Below are 18,745 nucleotides of genomic sequence, written 5' to 3'. Positions count from 1 at the left end.
CAGCCGGGCATTACGGTGGGACACGAAGACCTCCGTGCGGTGCAGTCCTAGACAGCTCCACCACACCGGAGGTCTTCGCCATGATCAAGCACCGGGACATGTCAACAACGCTCGTGATCAATACACCTAGGGCGTGTCCGTAAAGTCGCGTCGTCCGCCCGGAGGGCGGGGCTGGCGGTGTCTGGTGCGTGCGATCGCAAGGCGTAGGGCCGTCCTCATAGTGGGCCTATTCGGATGAGCCCGACAACGCGGCGAGCGTGCGTGCCAGGCGCCGCCGGCCAGACGAGACTTTACGGACACGCCCTAGCGTGGCGGCGGGTCGTGGGAGGGGGAAGGGTGAGCGAGCGTCGTGGTGAGGGGCCGCCGGGCGACTGGACGGCTGTGGAGCAGGGGATGTGGCGGGCCTTCCGGCTCGGTGCGGCCTTCGGGGCGGGGGCCGGGGGGACGCCCGCGGTACGGGCCGACGCCGTCGCGCAGCTGCTGCTGGACGGGCCGCCGCCGGAGCCGGGGCGGGTGGCGGCGCTCAAACTGGCGGGCCTGCGGATCACCGGCCGTCTGTCGCTGGCGGGCGGCACCGTCGCCCCCTACGTGCAGTTCGACGACTGCCGCTTCGAGGACCAGGTGCTGCTGCCGGAGTGCCGGGCGGGCAGTGTCCGGCTGGTGCGCTGCCACCTCCCGCGGCTGGAGGCCGCCCGGCTCCAGATCACCGGTGACCTGCATCTGCCGCAGTGCGTCGTGACCGGCGGCATCCGCCTGACCGACGCCCAGATCGGCACCGACCTCCTGCTCAACCAGCTCACCGTCCGCCGCGACCGCCACGGCCGCGCCATCGCCGCCGACGGTCTCACCGTCGGCCAGGACCTGGACGCCGAACTCCTCGACCTGCGCGGCGAGTTCAGCCTCCGCAGCGCCCGCGTCGGCGGCCGTCTCAACCTGCGCGGGGCCACCCTGCGCAATCCGTACGGCCGCGACGCGCTCAACGCCGCCCGCACGACGGTCGAGCACACCGTCTACCTCACCACCAGTTGGCCCGCGAACCGCTCGCCCGACACGACCGCGGCTCCCGGCGGGACGGACCCCGCGGGCGGCGGCGAGCCGTCCGGCACGGCCCGCAGGGAGTTCAGCGCGGAGGGCGGGGTGCGGCTGGACGACGCCCGGGTGGGCAACGCCGTGGTGATCGACCGGGCGCGGTTCCGGCTGGGGGAAGGGCAGCAGCTCTCGCTACGGCGCTTGCAGACGCCCGAGTTGCGGATCACCTTGGGGACGCCGCCCAGCGGGCCGGTGTCGTTGGCGGGCGCGCGGGTGGGGCGGCTGACCGACGCGCCGCAGAGCTGGCCGGGGCCGGGGCAGGTCGATCTGACGGACTTCTCGTACGAGGCGCTGACCCCGCGCACCGCCTTCCCGCTGCGCGAGCGCGTCGCGTGGCTGAACGCGGCGACGCCGGAATACAGTCCCGGCCCGTACGAGCGGCTGGCCGCCGCGCTGCGGGCGGGCGGCGAGGACGCGCACGCCCGCGAGGTGCTGCTGGCCAAGCAGCGCCGCCGCCGCGAGTCGCTGCCGCCGGCCGGGCGGGCGTGGGGGTGGCTCCAGGACGTGACGGTCGGATACGGCTACCGGCCCGGCCGGGCCGCGGTGTGGATGGCGGTGCTGTGGGCTCTGGGCGCGCTGTACTTCGCCCTCCACAGGACGCCGCCCCCGGCGGGGAACGACTACCGGCCGCATTGGAGCCCCGCGCTCTACGCCCTTGACCTGCTCCTGCCGGTGATCGACCTCGGCCAGGACAACGCGTGGCGGGAGGTCGGCGTCAGCCAGTGGGTGGCCTCCCTGCTCACCCTGCTCGGCTGGACCCTCGCCACCACGGTCGCCGCGGGCGCCTCCCGCATGCTCAGCCGCGGTTGAGCACGGGCGGCCGCCCTCAGCCGCGGTCGAGCCGGACGACAGCCGTCAGAGCCGGGCGGGCCGGACGGCCGGACGACAGCCGTCAGGGCCGGGCGAGCCGGACGACAGCCGTCAGGGCCAGGCGGGCGCCGTGTGCGGGAGAGCCGGGCGGCAGCCATGAGGTGCGTCACCCCCGCTCAACCGATCGGCGGCGTTTCGGGGCCCGCCGCGGCACCGAGGGGCGCAGCGGATGCCTAAGGCGGGCGTACTGCCCGTACCCTTGCTCACTGTGACCGATCGTCTTCCGCTCTTCCCGCTCAGTACGGCGCTCTTTCCCGGCCTGGTGCTGCCGCTGAACGTCTTCGAGGAGCGGTACCGCGCGCTCGTGGGCGATCTGCTGGCGCTGCCCGAGAACGCGCCGCGGCGTTTCGGCGTGGTGGCGATCAAGAACGGCCAGGAGGTCGCTCCGACGGGCCAGGACGGCGGGGACACCGGTCCGGCCGCCGGTCTCGGCGAGGACCCGGAGGCGGCGCTGTACGGCTACGGGTGCATCGCGGACGCGGCGGGCATCGCGGAGCGCGACGACGGCGGGTACGAACTGGTGGCCACGGGCCTGATCCGGTTCAAGCTGCTGTCGGTGGACGCGAGCGGGCCCTATCTGACGGCCGAGTACGAGGAGCTGCCGGACGAGCCCGGCGCGGGGGCGGGCGCGCTGGCCTCCGAGGTCTCACGGGTGTTCGGCACGTATCAGAAGCGGCTGGCCGGGGCGCGCGAGCGCACCCTCGCGCCGGGGCAGGAGTTCCCCGACGACGCCACGGTGCTGTCGTATCTCGTCGCGGCGGCGGTGGTCGTGGAGACCTCGGTGAAGCAGGAGCTGCTGGAGGCGGCGGACACCGCGGCCCGGCTGACGGCCGAACTGCGGCTGCTGCGCCGCGAGAGCGCGGTGATCGACAAGCTGCCGTCACTGCCCGCGGTGGAACTCACCCACCAGGCGATCAGCGCCAACTAGCGCGTATCAGGGGGTCGGCGATGGCGAAGAAGGCGCGTGCGGCCGGAGGCACCCCGGCCACGGTCGCCCTGGAGAAGGCGGGCCTGCCGTTCACCGTGCACGCCTACGCGCACGACCCGGCCTCCGAACTCTCCTACGGCGCCGAGGCCGCGGCGGCGCTGGGCGCGGCGCTCGGGGTGCCCCCCGACGAGGTCCGGGGCCGGGTCTTCAAGACGCTGGTCGCGGAGGTGGACGGCGCTTTGACCGTGGCGGTCGTCCCGGTCGCGGGCTCGCTCGACCTCAAGGCGCTGGCCGCGGCGGTCGGCGGCAAGCGCGCGACGATGGCGGCGCCGGCCGACGCCGAGCGCAGCACCGGTTACGTGCTCGGCGGGATCTCCCCGCTGGGCCAGCGCAAGCGCCTGCCCACGGCCCTGGACGCCTCGGCGCTCGGCTTCCCCACGGTCTTCGTCTCCGCGGGCAAGCGCGGCCTGGAGCTGGAGCTGTCCCCCGCCGACCTGGTGACGCTCACCTCAGCGGTGACGGCCCGGATCTCCCGTATCTGACCGGGACGTCTCGACCTCGGCTTGAGCGGGAGAGCGTCACTGCGCCGGGGGCGGCGGCGGAGGCGGCGGCGCGCCCCACGGCTGCGGCGCCACGTACACCGGCTGCGGGTCGCGCGGCCCGAAGAGCGAGGTCAGGCCCAGGTGCACCAGCATCGCCGCCGCCGACCAGGCGACCAGCGCGCTCTTGGCGCGCAGCTTCAGCGGCCCGTCGAAGACGACGTTCGGGCCGACCTCCTTGGCGTGTGCCTTGATGTGGACGGTCGGTCCGAGGGCGATGCCCAGCCGCCAGCCGACGAGGGAGGCGAGGACGCCGCCGACCGCGAGGCCGAGGACCACGGCGACGCCGCCGCGGCGGTACCAGAGGAAGACGCCGAGGGCGGTCAGCGCGCCCAGGCACAGCGCGATCAGCACGAAGGTGCCGTCGCCGCCGATCGCCTCTTCGCCCTCGGTGTCCTTGAGGTAGATGTACTTGCCGTCCGAGATCAGCGGGACGCGCGGTGACAGCCACGCCCACAGCAGCCCGAGGAACACCCCGCACACCGTGACGGCGACCGCGACGAGCGCGGCGCGGCCCAACTCGGCGACCGGTGAGGGCCGGTCCCCCTTGCCGTCGCCTCCACCGGGGCCTGCGCCCGGGTACGGCGGAAACGGCGGCGGCTGGTCATGCGGCGTCAGGGGTGCGGTCACCCGCCCATCGTGCCAGGTCTGCCTGTCCGTCGCTTCATCGGCAGGCCGCCCTGCGGTAGGCCCAGGTGGCGACGGCCAGCGAGCCGACGCCGACGACCGCGCACACGGACAGGTCGCCGACGACCGCGGCCCAGTGCGGATGCCCGCCGAAGGTGCGGGCGAACGCCTCGACGCCGTACGTGGAGGGCAGCAGATCGCGCGCCCAGGAGATCGGCGCGGGCATGTGCGAGGCGGGCAGCACGCCGAGCAGCAGCGCCGCCGACATGCCCAACTGGCCGAAGAGCGTGGCGATCTCCTGCCGCGGCGCGAGCAGCCCGAGGGCCGCGCCGAGGCCGGAGAGCGCGGCTCCGGCCAGCGGGATCACGACGGCGAGGATCCACAGATTGGCCAGCGGCAGATGGAACAGGACGCAGCCGGTCACGGCGGTCACGAGGGTGCCGGGCACGGTGAAGGACGCGTACGCGCCCGCCGCGCCGAGGACGACGGCGGCCGGCGGCACCGGCAGCGTCGCGTAGTGGTCGAGTCCGCCGGACGCCCTGAGCTGTCCGAAGTACTGCGCGAGCAGATTGAGCGCGACGAAGGCGACCACCAGGACGCTGGAGCCCGCGACGACCGAGCGCGCCGCCTCCCCGTCTCCGCCGTCGACCACTCCGCGCATCATCACCATGATCCCGACGGACTGGAAGGTGGCGACGAACAGCAGCGGTATCCGGGCCACCCGGGCCCGCGAGAGCTGCGCGCGGTAGACCGCGCCGAAGGCGGGCCACAGCCGGGCCCGCGGCGCGAGCGGCGCGGCGCCGGACTGCTGCGCGGCGACGCCCCGGGGCGCGGGAACGGTTGGGGTGAGCACGCTCATACGCAGGCTCCACGCGTCGGTGCGGAACACGGCGGGGCCGTGTCGTACGGCGAAAGCACGGGGTCGCACGGCCGGGGGACGGGGGCGTACGGCCGGAGGGCGGGTGCGTACGGCCGGAGGGCGGGTGCGTACGGCGCGACCGCCGGTCGGGGCGGCGCGGACCGCGAGGGGACCCGTCTCATGACTTCACCAGGCCCTCTCCCCTGCCGCCGAGCGCGAGGTAGACGTCCTCCAGGCTGGGCATCGCCAGGGTGAAGTCGTCCAGGGCGGCGAAGGCCGGTCCCCCGGTGACCTCGGCGACGGCGGCGCGGGCCCGCTCCTGGGGCAGCCGCAGCGTCCAGCGGCGGCCCGAGATGTCGGCGAGCGGGTGCAGGGCGGCGATGGCGGGCAGCGACATCGGCGGCTCGTCGCGCCACACGAGGTCGAGCCTGACCTCGTCGGCGACCAGCGACCGCAGGCCCGTGGGGGTGTCGCAGGCGATGACCTTGCCGTGGTCGAGCACGGCGACCCGGTCCAGGACGTTCTCCGCCTCGATGACGTTGTGGGTGACCAGCAGCACCGTCGCGCCGTGCTCGGTCCTGCGGCGGCCGACCGCGGCCCACACCGCGCGCCGGGCGACCGGGTCCATGCCGGTGGTGGGCTCGTCGAGGACCAGGACGGGCCGCTGGCCGACCAGGACGGCCGCGAAGCAGGCCAGCCGCCGCTGGCCGCCGGAGAGGCGCTTGATGGGGCGTCCCGCGATCGGGCCGAGTTCGAGTTCGTCCAGGACGGCGTCGCGTTCGGCGCGGGCGGCGCGCGCGTCCAGGCCGCGCAGCCGTCCGGTGGTCTCGGCGGCGAGCGCGACGGTCAGCTCGTCCAGCGCGGACGACTCCTGGCCGAGGTAGCCCACCAGCCGGGAGGCCCGGTCCGGGTGGCGTACGAGGTCGTGGCCGAGCAGGTCGATCGATCCGGCGTCGGGCCGCAGCAGGCCGGTGAGCTGGCGGACCAGGGTGGTCTTGCCCGCGCCGTTGGGGCCGAGGATGCCGAAGAGTTCGCCGCGGCCGACGTCGAGGTCGATGCCGTCGTTGGCGCGTACGACACCGGGCCTGGGCGCGGCGGCGGTCTCGGGTGCCTGGTCGGCGGCGGTACGGCGGCGGCGCAGCCCTCGGCCCCTGGCCGCGGAACCGGCCGGGTACGTTCTGACCAGACCGCGCACGGTGCACACCGTGTCGCGGGCTGTGGCGACCGCTGGGGGCGCCGTCTCCTCCGTGCCCGTACTCACGAGGATCGAGAGTACGCGCCGCACGCGGCATCCGGCGCAAGGGGGGCCCGGTTCACCCGCTTTCCCCTCGGACCCGCCCGAGGCGCGGGAGGGCGCGGGCCCGGCTGCTCACTCCCCCGCGGGTGCGTGCTCGGCGACCGCGTGGGCGTCGACCTCGCGCCAGAATCCGGCCCTGATCGCGTACCGGTCGTGCTCGTCGATCTGGTCGTCCTTGTGGGCGAGCAGGCCGAAGCGGGCGGCGTATCGCAGCAGCTCACCGTCTATGCGGTGCGGGACGCGGGGGTAGTGGGTGGAGAGCTGCTGGAGCTGGGAGGTGTCGGTGAGGCGGGCGATCCAGCGGCGGGCGAAGACCTGGCCGACCTCGAAAGGGTCGCCGCTGACCGCCGTGATGTCGGCCTCGCGGTCCGCCCAGCGCTGCTCGGCGGAGGTGAGCTGGGCGAGGGTGGGCAGGCCGCTGGTGTCGGGCAGGTCGGCGCCCGCGCCGCGGTCGGTCCAGCCCTTGTCCGACGACCAGCGCAGGGTGGCGCTGGGGGCCGGCTGGGCCGGCGGCGGCGCGGGGGCGGCGTGGCTGCGGCCCAGATCGGCGAGATCCTTCGGGGTGGGCACGGTGGGACCGGCGGGTTCCGGAGGGGCAACCTTGCCCGGCGGTGTGCTCTCGGCCGCCGCCGGTTCCGGCGCGGTGCCGTTCTTGCCCGGCCGCTCCTCCGGGGGCGCCAGCCGCTCGCCGCCCGAGGCCGACTCGGGCAGCGGCGCGGAGAGGATCGCGGCGATCTCCGGGCGCGGGCCGGGCGGCGGACAGACGCCGGGGATCTCGCGGGCCCTGATCGCCGCGGTGATCCACTGGCGGTCCAGCACGCGCCGCTCATCGGCCTCCGCGACCAGGTCTTCCGACTGGTTGTAGTCCCCGTCGGCGGCCTGGACGGCCCACAGGTGGACGGCGACGCCGTGCTCCTTGGCGGACATCATGCCGGGCAGCAGATCGCCGTCACCGGTCACCAGGACGACGTCGGAGCACGCGCGGTTGCGGGCCAGCTCCGACAGCTCGGCGTGCATGGCGGCGTCCACGCCCTTCTGCGCCCACCGGCCGTCCGTCCGGGTGAGTGCGCCCAGTCGTACGGTCACTCGGGGCATCACCCGCAGCCGACGGTGTTCCGGTTGCGGAACCCGGTCGGGTGCGCCGTCGAACCAGTAGATCCGCAGCAGTGGCTGACCGGTCTCCAACTCGGCACGTTCGCGCAGGCCAGCGACGACGGCGGCATGATCAACGGTGATCCGGGACCGGGAGGGTTCACCCGCCAACAGACTCGCCGCAGCACCCAGTAGGTAGCCTGCGTCCACCAGGACGACGCAGCGGTCCATGTTGCACCTCTTCCGGTCGCCCCCCGGCACGGATTTCCCCCGAGTCTGCCCGAATGCTCGGGGGTTATGACCTCGAACCCGATCATCGGCGTGGCGGTGGTCACTTTTCCGGCCGCCCCACTCCGTCAACTGCCCGAAATGCGCGCTTCGTACTCCCATGCAAATCTGATGGCGGCCGATGGGCCACCAGGCCAACGGCCGACATCCCCCACTAGGAGAGACGATCGTGGCTAAGAACAAGAACCAGAACCGTCAGCGCGAGAACCAGAACCAGCAGCGCGGCGCCGCCGCCACCGAGGAGCGGGAGCGCACGCAGCGCCCGATGGACGAGAACCAGCCGGAGATGGCGCCCGCGCAGGACTTCTCGCACAAGCAGAACAAGCAGAAGTTCGGCCACAACTAGTCCCACCGCGTGGTCGCGGGGGCACCCCTCCACCAGGGGTGCCCCCGCACTCACATCACGCGCGCCGGGCTCGCGCGGCCCGCGCCCCGGCGGTCAACCCGCCTGCTGCTGCGCGGCGCCCAGGCACGCGGGGCCCAACAGGGCCTTGAGGTCGCCGAAGAGCGAGGGATCCGCGGTCACCCGGTGCCGGTCGAGCCGCAGCACCGTGGTCGTGCGCGCGCCCTGGAGCTTCACCCGTACCTCGGTGTTGCCCTTGTGGCTGGAGAGCACTTCGCCGAGCCTGGCCACCAGCGGCGGGGTCACCTTGACCGTCGGGATGGAGATCATCACCGGCGCGTTGGTGCCCACGTCCGACAGGTCGGGGACCATCAGCTCCATCGCCACCAGCCGCGGGATGTCCTCCCGCTTGTCGAGCCGCCCCTTGACGAAGACCACGGCGTCCTCGACGAGTTGGGTCGAGACCAGTTGGTAGGTGGCGGGGAAGAACATGCAGTCGACCGAGCCCGCCAGGTCCTCGACGGTGGCGATCGCCCACGCGTTGCCCTGCTTGGTCATCTTCCGCTGGAGCCCGGAGATGATGCCGCCGATGGTGACGATCGCGCCGTCGGAGTAGTCACCGGCCAGCGCGGCGATCGCGGCGTCCGTCTTGTCGTTGAGGATGTGCTCGATGCCGAAGAGCGGATGGTCGGAGACGTAGAGGCCGAGCATCTCCCGTTCCTGCGCGAGCAGATACGTCTTGTCCCACTCGATGTCGGAGAAGACCACGTCCATCCCGAAGGCCGGGGTGTCGTCGCCCTCCTCCCCCGCGCCGCCGAACAGGTCGAACTGGCCCTCGGCCTCCTTGCGTTTGACCTGCACCACGTTGTCGATCATCGTCTCGAAGTGCTCGGTCAGACCGCGCCTGGTGTGCTTCATCGTGTCGAACGCGCCGGCCTTGATCAGCGATTCGACGGTCCGCTTGTTGCACGCCACCACCTCAACCTTGTCGAGGAAGTCCGGGAAGGTCGCGTACCGCCCCTTGGCCTTGCGGCTGCGGACCACCGACTCCACCACGTTCGTCCCGACGTTGCGCACGGCGGTGAGGCCGAAGACGATCGTGTCGTCGCCGCGCGGTGTGAAGTTGGCGTTGGACTCGTTGACGTCCGGCGGCAGCACCTTGATACCCATCCGGCGGCACTCGTTGAGATAGAGCGCCATCTTGTCCTTGTCGTCCTTGACCGAGGTCAGCAGGCCCGCCATGTACTCGGCCGGGTAGTTGGCCTTGAGATACGCGGTCCAGTAGGAGACCAGGCCGTACGCGGCGGAGTGCGCCTTGTTGAAGGCGTATCCGGCGAACGGCACCAGCACGTCCCAGACCGCCTGGATGGCCTGGTCGGAGTAGCCGCGCTCGCGCATGCCCGCCTGGAAGGGGATGAACTCCTTGTCGAGGACTTCCTTCTTCTTCTTGCCCATCGCGCGGCGCAGCAGGTCGGCCTGGCCGAGCGAGTAACCGGCCAGCACCTGGGCGGCCTTCTGCACCTGCTCCTGATAGACGATCAGGCCGTAGGTGATGTCGAGGACTTCGCGGAGCGGCTCTTCCAGCTCCTTGTGGATCGGGGTGATCTCCTGCTGCTTGTTCTTGCGCAGCGCGTAGTTGATGTGCGAATTCATGCCCATCGGGCCCGGCCGGTACAGGGCCGAGACGGCGGAGATGTCCTCGAAGTTGTCGGGCTTCATCATGCGCAGCAGGGCGCGCATGGGGCCGCCGTCGAACTGGAAGACGCCCAGGGTGTCGCCGCGCCCGAGCAGCGCGTACGTGTTGGGGTCGTCCAGCGGCAGGGACAGCAGGTCGATGTCGATGCCCTTGTTGGCCTTGATCGACTTGACCGCGTCATCCATGATCGTCAGGTTGCGCAGGCCGAGGAAGTCCATCTTCAGCAGGCCGAGCGACTCACAGCTCGGGTAGTCCCACTGCGTGACGACCGCGCCGTCGTTCTTCGGCGAGAAGATCGGCACGTGGTCGATCAGCGGCTCGGCGGACATGATCACGCCCGCCGCGTGCACGCCCATCTGCCGGACCAGGCCCTCGATGCCCTTGGCCGAGTTGATCACCTTGGTGACGTCCGGCTCGTTCTCGTACATCGCCCGGACCTCGCCCGCCTCGCTGTAGCGCGGGTGGTCCTTGTCGGTGATGCCGGAGAGCGGGATGCCCTTGCCGAGGACGTCGGCGGGCATGGCCTTGGTGATCCGGTCGCCCATGGAGAAGGGGTAACCGAGCACGCGGGCCGAGTCCTTGATCGCGGCCTTGGCCTTGATGGTGCCGTAGGTGGCGATCTGCGCGACCTTGTCGGAGCCGTACTTCTCGGTCACGTAGCGGATGACCTCGCCGCGCCGACGCTCGTCGAAGTCGATGTCGACATCGGGCATGGACACGCGCTCGGGGTTGAGGAAGCGCTCGAAGATCAGGCCGTGCGGGACCGGGTCGAGGTCGGTGATGCCCATGGCGTAGGCGACGATCGAACCGGCCGCGGAACCACGCCCGGGGCCGACCGCGATGCCGTTGTTCTTCGCCCACATGATGAAGTCGGCGACGACGAGGAAGTAGCCGGGGAACCCCATCTGGACGATGGTGTCCATCTCGTAGTCGGCGAGCTTCTGCCGGTCCTCGGGGATGCCGGCGGGGAAGCGCCGGGCCATGCCGCGGGCCACTTCCTCGCGGAACCAGGTCACTTCGGTGTAGCCCTCGGGGACGTCGAACCTGGGCATCAGGTTCTTCGTCTCGAACATGCCCTCGGTCTCGATCCGGTTCGCGATCAGGAGCTGGCTGTTGCGGCAGCCCTCCTGCCACGCGTCCGAGGAGTCGATCGCGTACATCTCGGCGGCGGACTTCAGGTAGTAACCGCTGCCGTCGAACTTGAACCGGTCGGGGTCCGACATGTTCGAGCCGGTCTGGATGCACAGCAGGGTGTCGTGCGCCGAGGACTCGTTGGCGTACGTGTAGTGCGAGTCGTTGGTGACGACGAAGGGCGCGTCGATCTTCTTGGCGATCTCCTCCAGGCCCGCGCGGGCCCGGCGGTCGATGTCGATGTCGTGGTCCATGATCTCGACGAAGAAGTTCTCTTTGCCGAAGATGTCCTGGTACTCGCCGGCGGCCTTGATCGCCTCGTCCATCTGCCCGAGCCGGATGCGGGTGGAGATCTCGCCGGAGGGGCAGCCCGTGGTGCCCATCAGGCCCTCGGCGTACTCGCTGAGCAGTTCGCGGTCCATCCGGGGCTTGCGGAAGTAGCCCTCGAAGGCCGCCCGCGACTGGGCGCGGAAGAGATTGTGCAGCCCGACGGCGTTGCGCGCCCAGATGGTCATGTGGGTGTACGCGCCCGCACCCGAGATGTCGTCCCGCTTCTGGTGCGGCGCGCCCCACTTGACGGGCTTGTTGTACCGCCGCGACTCGGGCGCCAGATACGCCTCGATGCCCATCACCGGCGTGACACCGGCGTCCTTGGCCTGGTGGAAGAAGTCGTACGCCCCGTGCAGATTGCCGTGGTCGGTGATGGCCACATGGCTCATCCCCATCTCGTTGCACGCCTTGAACATGTCCTTCAATCTCGCCGCTCCGTCCAGCAGCGAGTACTGGGTGTGGACATGGAGATGGGTGAAGGGCTGGTCGGTCACGGGCGGCGATACCTCCGGCGAGAGGGGGCGGACTGCTGGTGCGTCGCTGGCTGATTCTGGCGGCGCTGCGAGTCTACGACTCGGGTCCGACAACGCGGCGCGGCTCCCCGTACCGCCACCCGCGCCGGTCCGCCGGAGGAGTCCGCCGCGTGCCGGCCGCCCTCTGTAGTCCCATCCGTTACCCGCCTTTAGGTCACACATACGCTCGCGCATGGCACACTCTGTCGCCATGGAGGACATACGGCCGAGGCTGAGGGCGCTGCGCGCTGCCCTTTTCGCCGCGCTGTGCGTCACCCTCTCCTCCACCTCCCATGTGCTGATGTCGCACACCCCGCTGCCGCTGACCGTGGTCGGCGGCGCGTTCGGCGGTGTCTTCGCGCTGGCGTATCTGCTCGGTGGCCGGCACGAGCGCGGCTTCTGGCCGATCGCGGGCCTGATGGTCCCGCTGGAACTGGCCGTCGACACCGTCTTCACCGCGGGCCAGCAGGCCTGTTACGGGCCCGCGGGCGGCCCGGTGACCGGTTCGTGGTGGTCGTTCCACGAGACGTTCCTGTGCAACGGCGGCCAGGTCGGCGGCCAGGGGCTGTCCGCGGTACCGGGCGGCGCCGCCGCGGCGCAGATGCCGTCCACCGCGCTGCCGTGGCTGCTGCTGGCCGTCCATGTGACCGTCGGCCTGGTCGCGTCCTGGTGGCTGCGGCGCGGTGAGGCCGCGCTGCACCGGGTGCTGCGCGTGATGGCCGCCGCCGCCTTCCGGCCGCTGCTGCTGGCCGTGGCCGCCCGCACCGGGCTCGCGGTGCCGCCGCGCCGGTTCCGCCCGGCCGCCCGCGCCTCGGCGGGCCCGCTCGCCGCGCGCCCGCTGCTGCACTCCGTCGTACGCCGTGGTCCGCCCGTCGCGGTCGCAGTCTGACCGTCGTACCGGCACTCTCCTCTCATACCACCACGCGTCATCACGGAGATCCCCCATGAGCAGCAGGAACAGCAAGGCCAGCAAGCAGGCCGCCCGCGAGCGGCTGCGCGCGGAGCGCGAGCGCGAGGCGAAGCGGGCGAAGGTCCGCCGCCAGATATTCGTCGGCGTCGGCGTCGTCGCGGTGCTGGCCATCGCGGGCGGTGTCGCCGTCGCGGTCAACGCGGCGAACAAGCCCAGCTACTGGGAGTCCGCCAAGAAGGACAAGCTGGTCAAGCCCGCGAACACCTCGGGCACCAACGGCTCGACCATCGTGGTCGGCGACCCGAAGAACAAGAACAACCTCGACCTGTACGAGGACCTGCGCTGCCCGGCGTGCGCGCAGTTCGAGCAGACCTCGGGCGCGGACGTCCTCAAGGGCGCCAAGGACGGCAAGTACAAGATCACGTACCACTTCGGCACGTTCCTGGACGGCAACCTCGGCGGCACCGGCTCCAAGAACGCGCTGAGCGCGGTCGGCGCGGCGGCCAACGTGAGCCTGGACGCCTTCGAGGCGTACCACACGCTGCTCTACTCCAAGGACCACCACCCGGAGGAGTCCGGCCCCGACCTGTTCGCGGACGACGCCAACATGATCAAGCTGGCGCAGTTGGTCCCGGCGCTCAAGGACAACGCCGCGTTCCAGACCGCGGTCAAGGAGGGCACCTACGACAAGTGGGCGCTGGACTCCTCCGACGCGTTCAACGCGGCGGGCATCAAGTCCACGCCGACCATCAGGCTCAACGGCAAGGCGCTGACCGCCGACGGCGTGATGGACCAGATCACGGCGGCCCTGAAGTAGCGGCACACCGCTCCGAACGGCGGGAGCCGGTCCCGTACGCGTACGGGACCGGCTCCCGCCGTTTCGCGCGGCCCGGTCTCCTGCGGCCCCGCGGTCCTACAGCCCGGCCAGGAAGTCCAGCGCGACCGCCCAGGTCTTCTCGGCGGCCTCGGCGTCGTGGTCCGGCAGGTCGGGGTCGGTGTAGAGGTGGCCGGCGCCCCGGTAGCGGTGCACCTCGACGTCGGCGCCGGCCTTGCGCATCCCCAGGTACCAGGAGTTCAGCCAGTCCTCCGGCTCGAAGGGGTCGGGGTCGGCGACATGGAGCTGTACGGGGATGTCGGTGGCCGCGTCGTCGGCGATGTCCGAGGTGCCGTGCAGGAGCAGCAGCCCGCGCGCCTTCTCGTCGCCGAGCGCCACGGTCTGCGCGAGGGCCCCGCCCAGCGAGAAGCCCGCGTAGACCAGCTCCCGCTCCGAGTACGGCGCCGCCGCGAGGACCGCCCGGCGCAGCAGCTCCTCGTTGCCGATCTCCTCGCGGATCGCCCGTCCCGCCTCGACGGTGTCCACGACCCGGCCGTCGTACAGATCGGGCACGACGACCTCGTGCCCGGCCGCCCGCAGCCGGTCGGCGGCGGCGTGCACGGCGGGACGCGGTCCGTAGACGGAGTGGAACAGGACGATCGTCACAGTGCTGCCTTTGTTCGGGTTCGGTACGCGACCATGGTGCCAGCTACCCTCCTTGGGCGGAGCGCCGCGATACGAAGACCCGATGATCCGGGTTTCCTACAAGAAAGCCGAGGTGGACGCGGGATGGTGATGGACAGCGCGCTGCGCCCGGTTCTCGTCGTCTGTGTGGCGGTCGGGGTCTCGCTGGTCGTGGGGTGGACCGTCGACCGCTCCCTGCGCAAGGTGGACGGCCGGCACCCGGAGACCCCGCTGTGGCATCTGCTGCGCCGCTGCGGCATACCCCTCCAGGTGGTGATCTGCACCGCCATACTGCGCGGCGGCTACCGGTCCGCCCATCTGTCGAAGGACCACGCGGAGGCCGTCGGCCAGTTCCTCGTGCTGGTGCTGATCGCCGCGTCCGGCTGGCTGGTGGTACGGGTCGCCGCCGCGGTCATCGACTCCTCGTACGCGCGCTATGTCGCGGTCAGCCACGACGTGCCCAAGATCCGCCGCCTGCGCACCCAGCTCACGCTGATCCAGCGGGTGTTCACCGCGATCGTGACGGTCATCGTCGTCGCGTCGATGCTCTTCACCTTCCCCGCGATGCGGACGGTCGGGGCGTCGGTGCTGGCCTCCGCGGGCATCATCGGCATCGTCGCCGGTGTGGCCGCCCAGTCCACGCTCGCGAATCTCTTCGCCGGTCTCCAGATCGCCTTCGGCGACATGGTGCGGATCGGCGACACCGTGGTCGTGGAGGGCCAGTGGGGTGTGGTCGAGGAGATCACCCTCACCTTCCTGAGCGTGCGCACCTGGGACGAGCGGCGGATCACGATGCCGGTGTCGTACTTCACCAGCAATCCGTTCGAGAACTGGTCGCGCGGCGACCCGCGGATGACCGGCACCGTCCTGCTGCACCTGGACCACTCGGCGCCGGTGGCGCTGATGCGCAAGCGGCTGCTGGAGATCCTGGAGAGCTGCGCGGAGTGGGACCGCAGGGCATGGGGGCTCGTCGTGATCGACTCCACCCCGACCACGATCCAGGTCAGAGCGCTGGCCACCGCGAAGGACTCGGACGACATCTTCAACCTGCGCTGCATCGTCCGCGAGCAGCTGATCGACTGGCTGCGCTGCGAGCACCCGTACGCGCTGCCCAGGCTCAGCACCGCGCCCGCGCCCGGCCAGGAGCAGGACCCGGGCCGGGAGGCGGCCCCGGCGCCGGAATCGGGCGATCTGGGCCCGGGACCGGGCACCAGGTAAGAGGCTCTTACGCCCCCACGGGGCCCTCACGCTGCGGGGCGTTACGGCAGTGAGAGGCTCTCACCTGTCAGCCGCGCATCGAGCGCAGGTCCAGCTGGCGCAGCACCCGGTCGACGACCTCCGGGTCGTACCCCGCCTCGCTGCGCGCCGACAGCACCTCGTGCCGGGCGGCGGACATCATCTCGTCCTGGATGCGGCGGACCGACTTGAGCCGCTTGACGCGCTTGGCGTGGCTCTCGCGCCGCTCGTCGTCCACGATGTCCGGGCAGATCCGCGCGCCGAGGTCGAAGGCGCGGCGGTGCAGCAGCTCCGACAGGTCGTCGCTCAGCGGCTCGACGGACTCGATGTCGCGCAGCCGCGCCTTGGCGGCCGTCATGGCCCGCAGCGCCAGCATCTTCTCCAGGTCGTGCTCGGCGTCGATGTCGCTGCGCACCCCGAGCCGTTTCACCAGCCACGGCAGCGTCAGCCCCTGGAGCACCAGGGTGCTGAGCACCACCGCGAAGGCGATGAACAAGATCTCCGTGCGGGCCGGGAAGCCGTCGCCGCTGTCGGTGGTCAGCGGGATGGCCAGGGCCAGCGCGACGGACGCCACCCCGCGCATCCCCGACCACCACATGATGACGCTCTCGCGCCAGCTCATCGGGATGTCCTCGTCCAGGTCGCGCAGCTTGTGCATCTTGCGCGCCGCCCAGGTCGCGGGCAGCAGATACAGCAGCCGCACGCCGATGACCACCGCGACCACTATGGCGGCGTGCCGCACCATCGGGCCCCAGTCGCCCGCGCCGACCCGGAACACATTGTGCAGTTCGAGGCCGATCAGGCCGAAGGCGATGCCGGTGACGAGGGTGTCGACGATCTCCCAGAAGGTGTTGCCCGCCAGACGGGCCGTCACGTCGTCGGCCTCGAAGGCGTATTCGGCCAGGAACAGCGCGGTGGTGAGCACGGCCAGGACCCCGGAGCCCCCGAACTCCTCGGCCAGCGCGTAGGAGGCGAAGGGCACCAGCAGTGACAGGCCGATCTGCAAGGTGGGGTCGCCGACGACGCCCATCAGCTTGTTGGCGCCCCAGCCGAGGGCCAGGCCGACCGCGATCGCGACCACGGCGGACAGCACGAGTTCCAGGGCCGCGTGGGGCGCGGAGAAGTTGCCGGACAGCGCCGCCGCTACGGCCACGTGGTACAGCACGATCGCGGTGACGTCGTTGAACAGCCCCTCGCCCTCCAGGATGGAGATCATGCGCCGGGGCAGTCCGAGGCTGCCCGCGACGGCCGTGGCGGCCACCGGGTCGGGGGGCGCCACGAGCGCGCCGAGCGCGAAGGCCCCGGCCAGCGTGATCTCCGGCACGACCGCGTCGGCGACCGCCGCCACCGCGGCCGTGGTGACGAAGACCAGCGCGACCGCGAGCAGGAAGATCGCCCGCCGGTTCGCGGCGAACTGCCGCCAGGAGGTGCGCTGTACGGACGCGTAGAGCAGCGGGGGCAGCACCAGCGGCAGGATCAGATCGGGGTCGATCTGGACGTTGGGCACCTGCGGGAGCAGCGCGAGGACCCCGCCGAGCAGCGTCATCAGGACCGGCGAGGGCAGCCCGATCCGGTCGCTGAGCGGCACCATGACGATGGCCGCGAGCATGAGGAAGAAGAAGAGAGCGAGCTGATCCACGGCGTCACGATGCCACACCGGCTCCGCGCCGCCGGACCCGCGGCCGCCCCGCCGTGCCTTTCACCGGCCCCGATACGGCTACTCGCTGTCGGCGCGGATCACGTCGAGCGCGTGCCGGAGGTCGTCCGGGTACTCGCTGCTGAACTCCACCCAGCGCCCGTCCGAGGGGTGTTCGAAGCCCAACTGCTTGGCGTGCAGCCACTGCCGGGTCAGGCCCAGGCGCTTGGCGAGCGTCGGGTCGGCGCCGTAGGTGATGTCGCCGACGCAGGGGTGGCGGTGCGCGGACATGTGCACCCGGATCTGGTGGGTGCGGCCGGTCTCCAGCTTGATGTCCAGCAGGCTGGCGGAGCGGAACGCCTCGATGAGGTCGTAGTGCGTCACGGACGCCTTGCCGTCGGCGACGACGGCCCACTTGTAGTCGTGGTGGGGGTGACGGCCGATCGGCGCGTCGATCGTGCCGCTCATCGGGTCCGGGTGGCCCTGCACCAGCGCGTGGTAGCGCTTGTCCACGACACGGTCCCTGAACTGCGCCTTGAGCAGTGTGTAGGCCCGCTCGGACTTGGCGACCACCATCAGGCCGGAGGTGCCCACGTCGAGCCGGTGCACGATGCCCTGGCGCTCGGCGGCCCCCGAGGTGGAGATCCGGTATCCGGCGGCGGCGAGGCCGCCGATCACGGTGGTGCCGGTCCAGCCGGGGCTCGGGTGGGCGGCGACGCCGACCGGCTTGAGGACGACGACGATGTCCTCGTCGTCGTGGACGATCTCCATGCCCTCGACCGGCTCCGCGACGATCCGCACCGGGGAGGCGGCCTCGGGCATCTCGACCTCCAGCCACGCCCCGCCGTGCACCCGCTCGGACTTCCCCGCGGCCGACCCGTCGATCGACACCTTGCCCGCCGCCGCCAGCTCCGCGGCCTTCGTCCGCGAGAAGCCGAACATCCGGGCGATGGCGGCGTCGACACGCTCGCCCTCGAGGCCGTCGGGCACGGGCAGGGAACGGATTTCCGGAACGGTACTCACCACACGAGTATGCCGGACCCGCCGCCCCCGGCCGTACCAGTGCGGGACCGGGTGCCTCCGGCGGGAGTCAGTCCTCGCGGTGGACGGTGCCGTCCGGGTCGACGCCGCGGAAGGAGAGCAGGACGATCAGGGCGCCGCCGCAGCAGATGGCGGAGTCGGCGAGGTTGAAGACGGCGAAGTGCTCGGGCGCGATGAAGTCCACCACCCGGCCCTGGAAGCCGCCGGGAGCGCGGAAGACGCGGTCGGTGAGGTTGCCGAAGGCGCCGCCGAGGAGCAGGCCGAGCGCGACGGCCCACGGCAGGCTGTGCAGACGGCGGGAGAGCCGGGCGATCACGACGATGACACCGGCCGCGATCATCGTGAAGACGATCGTCATGCCCTGTCCCATGCCGAAGGCCGCCCCGGCGTTGCGGATCGCGTCCAGCCGCAGGTAGTGGCCGAAGACGTTGACCGGCTCGTGGTTCTCCAGGCTGGTGACCACCCAGATCTTGGAGAGCAGGTCGAGGAGGTACGCCAGCGCCGCCACCCCGATCAGGGTGACGATCCGGCGCCGCCGCCGCGAGACGGCCTGCGGCCCGGCGGGCTCGTCGCCCCGCGCCGGCCCTTCCGTCCCGTCCGCCGCCGGAGCGGCCTGCTCCGACGGCTCGGCGACGCCCGACTCCTCGACGCCCGTCCCGCCGTCAGGCGTCGCGTCCGGCGTCTCCTCCGGCGTGGTGATGGTGCGCTCCGCTTCCGTCACGTGAGTCCCTCAGCCTTTGTGCTCCGTGCCCGCCAGGCCGAA

Annotated in this window: 16 protein-coding genes; 7 read left to right on the top strand and 9 right to left on the bottom strand. The window is 71.7% G+C overall.

The window, feature by feature from the left end; translation table 11 throughout:
* Positions 1-393: 393 nt before the first annotated feature.
* The 3 genes from ACZ4EF_RS29935 to ybaK all read left to right on the top strand — a co-directional run bounded on the left by ACZ4EF_RS29935 (position 394) and on the right by ybaK (position 3,429).
* A complete protein-coding gene (locus ACZ4EF_RS29935) occupies positions 394-1,899 on the top strand; it encodes an oxidoreductase (RefSeq protein WP_355334698.1) in 1,506 nt (501 codons plus the stop codon).
* Positions 1,900-2,128: 229 nt separating this feature from the next.
* A complete protein-coding gene (locus ACZ4EF_RS29930; RefSeq protein ID WP_355334061.1) occupies positions 2,129-2,887 on the top strand; it encodes an LON peptidase substrate-binding domain-containing protein in 759 nt (252 codons plus the stop codon).
* A 20-nt stretch (positions 2,888-2,907) separates the two neighbouring features.
* Entirely contained in the window at positions 2,908-3,429 is a 522-nt protein-coding gene (gene ybaK, locus ACZ4EF_RS29925) for a Cys-tRNA(Pro) deacylase (protein ID WP_401714689.1), read from the top strand.
* Between the two features lie 36 nt (positions 3,430-3,465).
* Here the strand turns inward: ybaK and ACZ4EF_RS29920 are convergent, their stop codons facing one another.
* The 4 genes from ACZ4EF_RS29920 to ACZ4EF_RS29905 form a co-directional block, all read right to left on the bottom strand.
* A complete protein-coding gene (locus tag ACZ4EF_RS29920) occupies positions 3,466-4,116 on the bottom strand; it encodes a hypothetical protein (protein WP_355334067.1) in 651 nt (216 codons plus the stop codon).
* A 34-nt stretch (positions 4,117-4,150) separates the two neighbouring features.
* Positions 4,151-4,972, bottom strand: coding sequence for an ABC transporter permease (locus ACZ4EF_RS29915; RefSeq protein WP_467507192.1), 822 nt, complete (start codon positions 4,970-4,972; stop codon positions 4,151-4,153).
* Positions 4,973-5,150: 178 nt separating this feature from the next.
* Entirely contained in the window at positions 5,151-6,233 is a 1,083-nt protein-coding gene (locus tag ACZ4EF_RS29910; protein ID WP_355334073.1) for an ABC transporter ATP-binding protein, read from the bottom strand.
* 108 nt (positions 6,234-6,341) lie between these two features.
* Positions 6,342-7,592: an NYN domain-containing protein gene (locus tag ACZ4EF_RS29905; protein ID WP_391043988.1), complete on the bottom strand. Its 1,251-nt coding sequence runs from the start codon at positions 7,590-7,592 to the stop codon at positions 6,342-6,344.
* A 226-nt stretch (positions 7,593-7,818) separates the two neighbouring features.
* Between ACZ4EF_RS29905 and ACZ4EF_RS29900 the strand changes: the two genes are divergently transcribed.
* A complete protein-coding gene (locus tag ACZ4EF_RS29900) occupies positions 7,819-7,995 on the top strand; it encodes a hypothetical protein (RefSeq protein WP_355334079.1) in 177 nt (58 codons plus the stop codon).
* A 93-nt stretch (positions 7,996-8,088) separates the two neighbouring features.
* Here ACZ4EF_RS29900 and dnaE read toward each other — a convergent pair whose 3' ends face one another.
* Positions 8,089-11,643 carry a DNA polymerase III subunit alpha gene (gene dnaE, locus ACZ4EF_RS29895; RefSeq protein ID WP_355334082.1) on the bottom strand — a complete coding sequence of 1,185 codons (3,555 nt, stop codon included), beginning with the start codon at positions 11,641-11,643 and terminating at the stop codon, positions 8,089-8,091.
* Between the two features lie 211 nt (positions 11,644-11,854).
* Between dnaE and ACZ4EF_RS29890 the strand changes: the two genes are divergently transcribed.
* Positions 11,855-12,550, top strand: a complete 696-nt coding sequence (locus tag ACZ4EF_RS29890) for a hypothetical protein (RefSeq protein ID WP_355334084.1) — start codon at positions 11,855-11,857, stop codon at positions 12,548-12,550.
* 55 nt (positions 12,551-12,605) lie between these two features.
* On the top strand, positions 12,606-13,388 hold the full coding sequence (locus ACZ4EF_RS29885) for a thioredoxin domain-containing protein (RefSeq protein WP_467507188.1): 783 nt from the start codon (positions 12,606-12,608) through the stop codon (positions 13,386-13,388).
* 96 nt (positions 13,389-13,484) lie between these two features.
* Here the strand turns inward: ACZ4EF_RS29885 and ACZ4EF_RS29880 are convergent, their stop codons facing one another.
* Positions 13,485-14,138, bottom strand: a complete 654-nt coding sequence (locus tag ACZ4EF_RS29880; protein WP_355334701.1) for a dienelactone hydrolase family protein — start codon at positions 14,136-14,138, stop codon at positions 13,485-13,487.
* Between the two features lie 42 nt (positions 14,139-14,180).
* Here ACZ4EF_RS29880 and ACZ4EF_RS29875 point away from each other — a divergent pair, with 42 nt between their 5' ends.
* Entirely contained in the window at positions 14,181-15,287 is a 1,107-nt protein-coding gene (locus ACZ4EF_RS29875) for a mechanosensitive ion channel family protein (protein ID WP_391044271.1), read from the top strand.
* Positions 15,288-15,354: 67 nt separating this feature from the next.
* Here the strand turns inward: ACZ4EF_RS29875 and ACZ4EF_RS29870 are convergent, their stop codons facing one another.
* The 3 genes from ACZ4EF_RS29870 to lspA form a co-directional block, all read right to left on the bottom strand.
* Positions 15,355-16,944, bottom strand: coding sequence for a Na+/H+ antiporter (locus ACZ4EF_RS29870; protein WP_355334089.1), 1,590 nt, complete (start codon positions 16,942-16,944; stop codon positions 15,355-15,357).
* Positions 16,945-17,022: 78 nt separating this feature from the next.
* Positions 17,023-17,964: an RluA family pseudouridine synthase gene (locus ACZ4EF_RS29865; RefSeq protein WP_467507185.1), complete on the bottom strand. Its 942-nt coding sequence runs from the start codon at positions 17,962-17,964 to the stop codon at positions 17,023-17,025.
* Positions 17,965-18,031: 67 nt separating this feature from the next.
* Complete coding sequence (gene lspA / locus ACZ4EF_RS29860) at positions 18,032-18,703, bottom strand: signal peptidase II (RefSeq protein ID WP_401303740.1); 672 nt, start codon at positions 18,701-18,703, stop codon at positions 18,032-18,034.
* Between the last annotated feature and the right edge of the window lie 42 nt (positions 18,704-18,745).

This window comes from Streptomyces sp. NPDC025721, from assembly GCF_055558595.1.
Note: the sequence above shows the minus strand (reverse complement) of the source record. Positions and strands in the feature narration are given on the sequence as shown.

Bases quoted from the DNA above. Each gene is read 5' to 3' on its own strand.
- ACZ4EF_RS29935 (WP_355334698.1), top strand. From the start codon at position 394: ATGTGGCGGGCCTTCCGGCTCGGTGCGGCCTTCGGGGCGGGGGCCGGG.
- ACZ4EF_RS29930 (WP_355334061.1), top strand. From the start codon at position 2,129: ATGCCTAAGGCGGGCGTACTGCCCGTACCCTTGCTCACTGTGACCGAT.
- ybaK (WP_401714689.1), top strand. From the start codon at position 2,908: ATGGCGAAGAAGGCGCGTGCGGCCGGAGGCACCCCGGCCACGGTCGCC.
- ACZ4EF_RS29915 (WP_467507192.1), bottom strand. From the start codon at position 4,972: ATGAGCGTGCTCACCCCAACCGTTCCCGCGCCCCGGGGCGTCGCCGCG.
- ACZ4EF_RS29905 (WP_391043988.1), bottom strand. From the start codon at position 7,592: ATGGACCGCTGCGTCGTCCTGGTGGACGCAGGCTACCTACTGGGTGCT.
- ACZ4EF_RS29890 (WP_355334084.1), top strand. From the start codon at position 11,855: ATGGCACACTCTGTCGCCATGGAGGACATACGGCCGAGGCTGAGGGCG.
- ACZ4EF_RS29885 (WP_467507188.1), top strand. From the start codon at position 12,606: ATGAGCAGCAGGAACAGCAAGGCCAGCAAGCAGGCCGCCCGCGAGCGG.
- ACZ4EF_RS29875 (WP_391044271.1), top strand. From the start codon at position 14,181: ATGGACAGCGCGCTGCGCCCGGTTCTCGTCGTCTGTGTGGCGGTCGGG.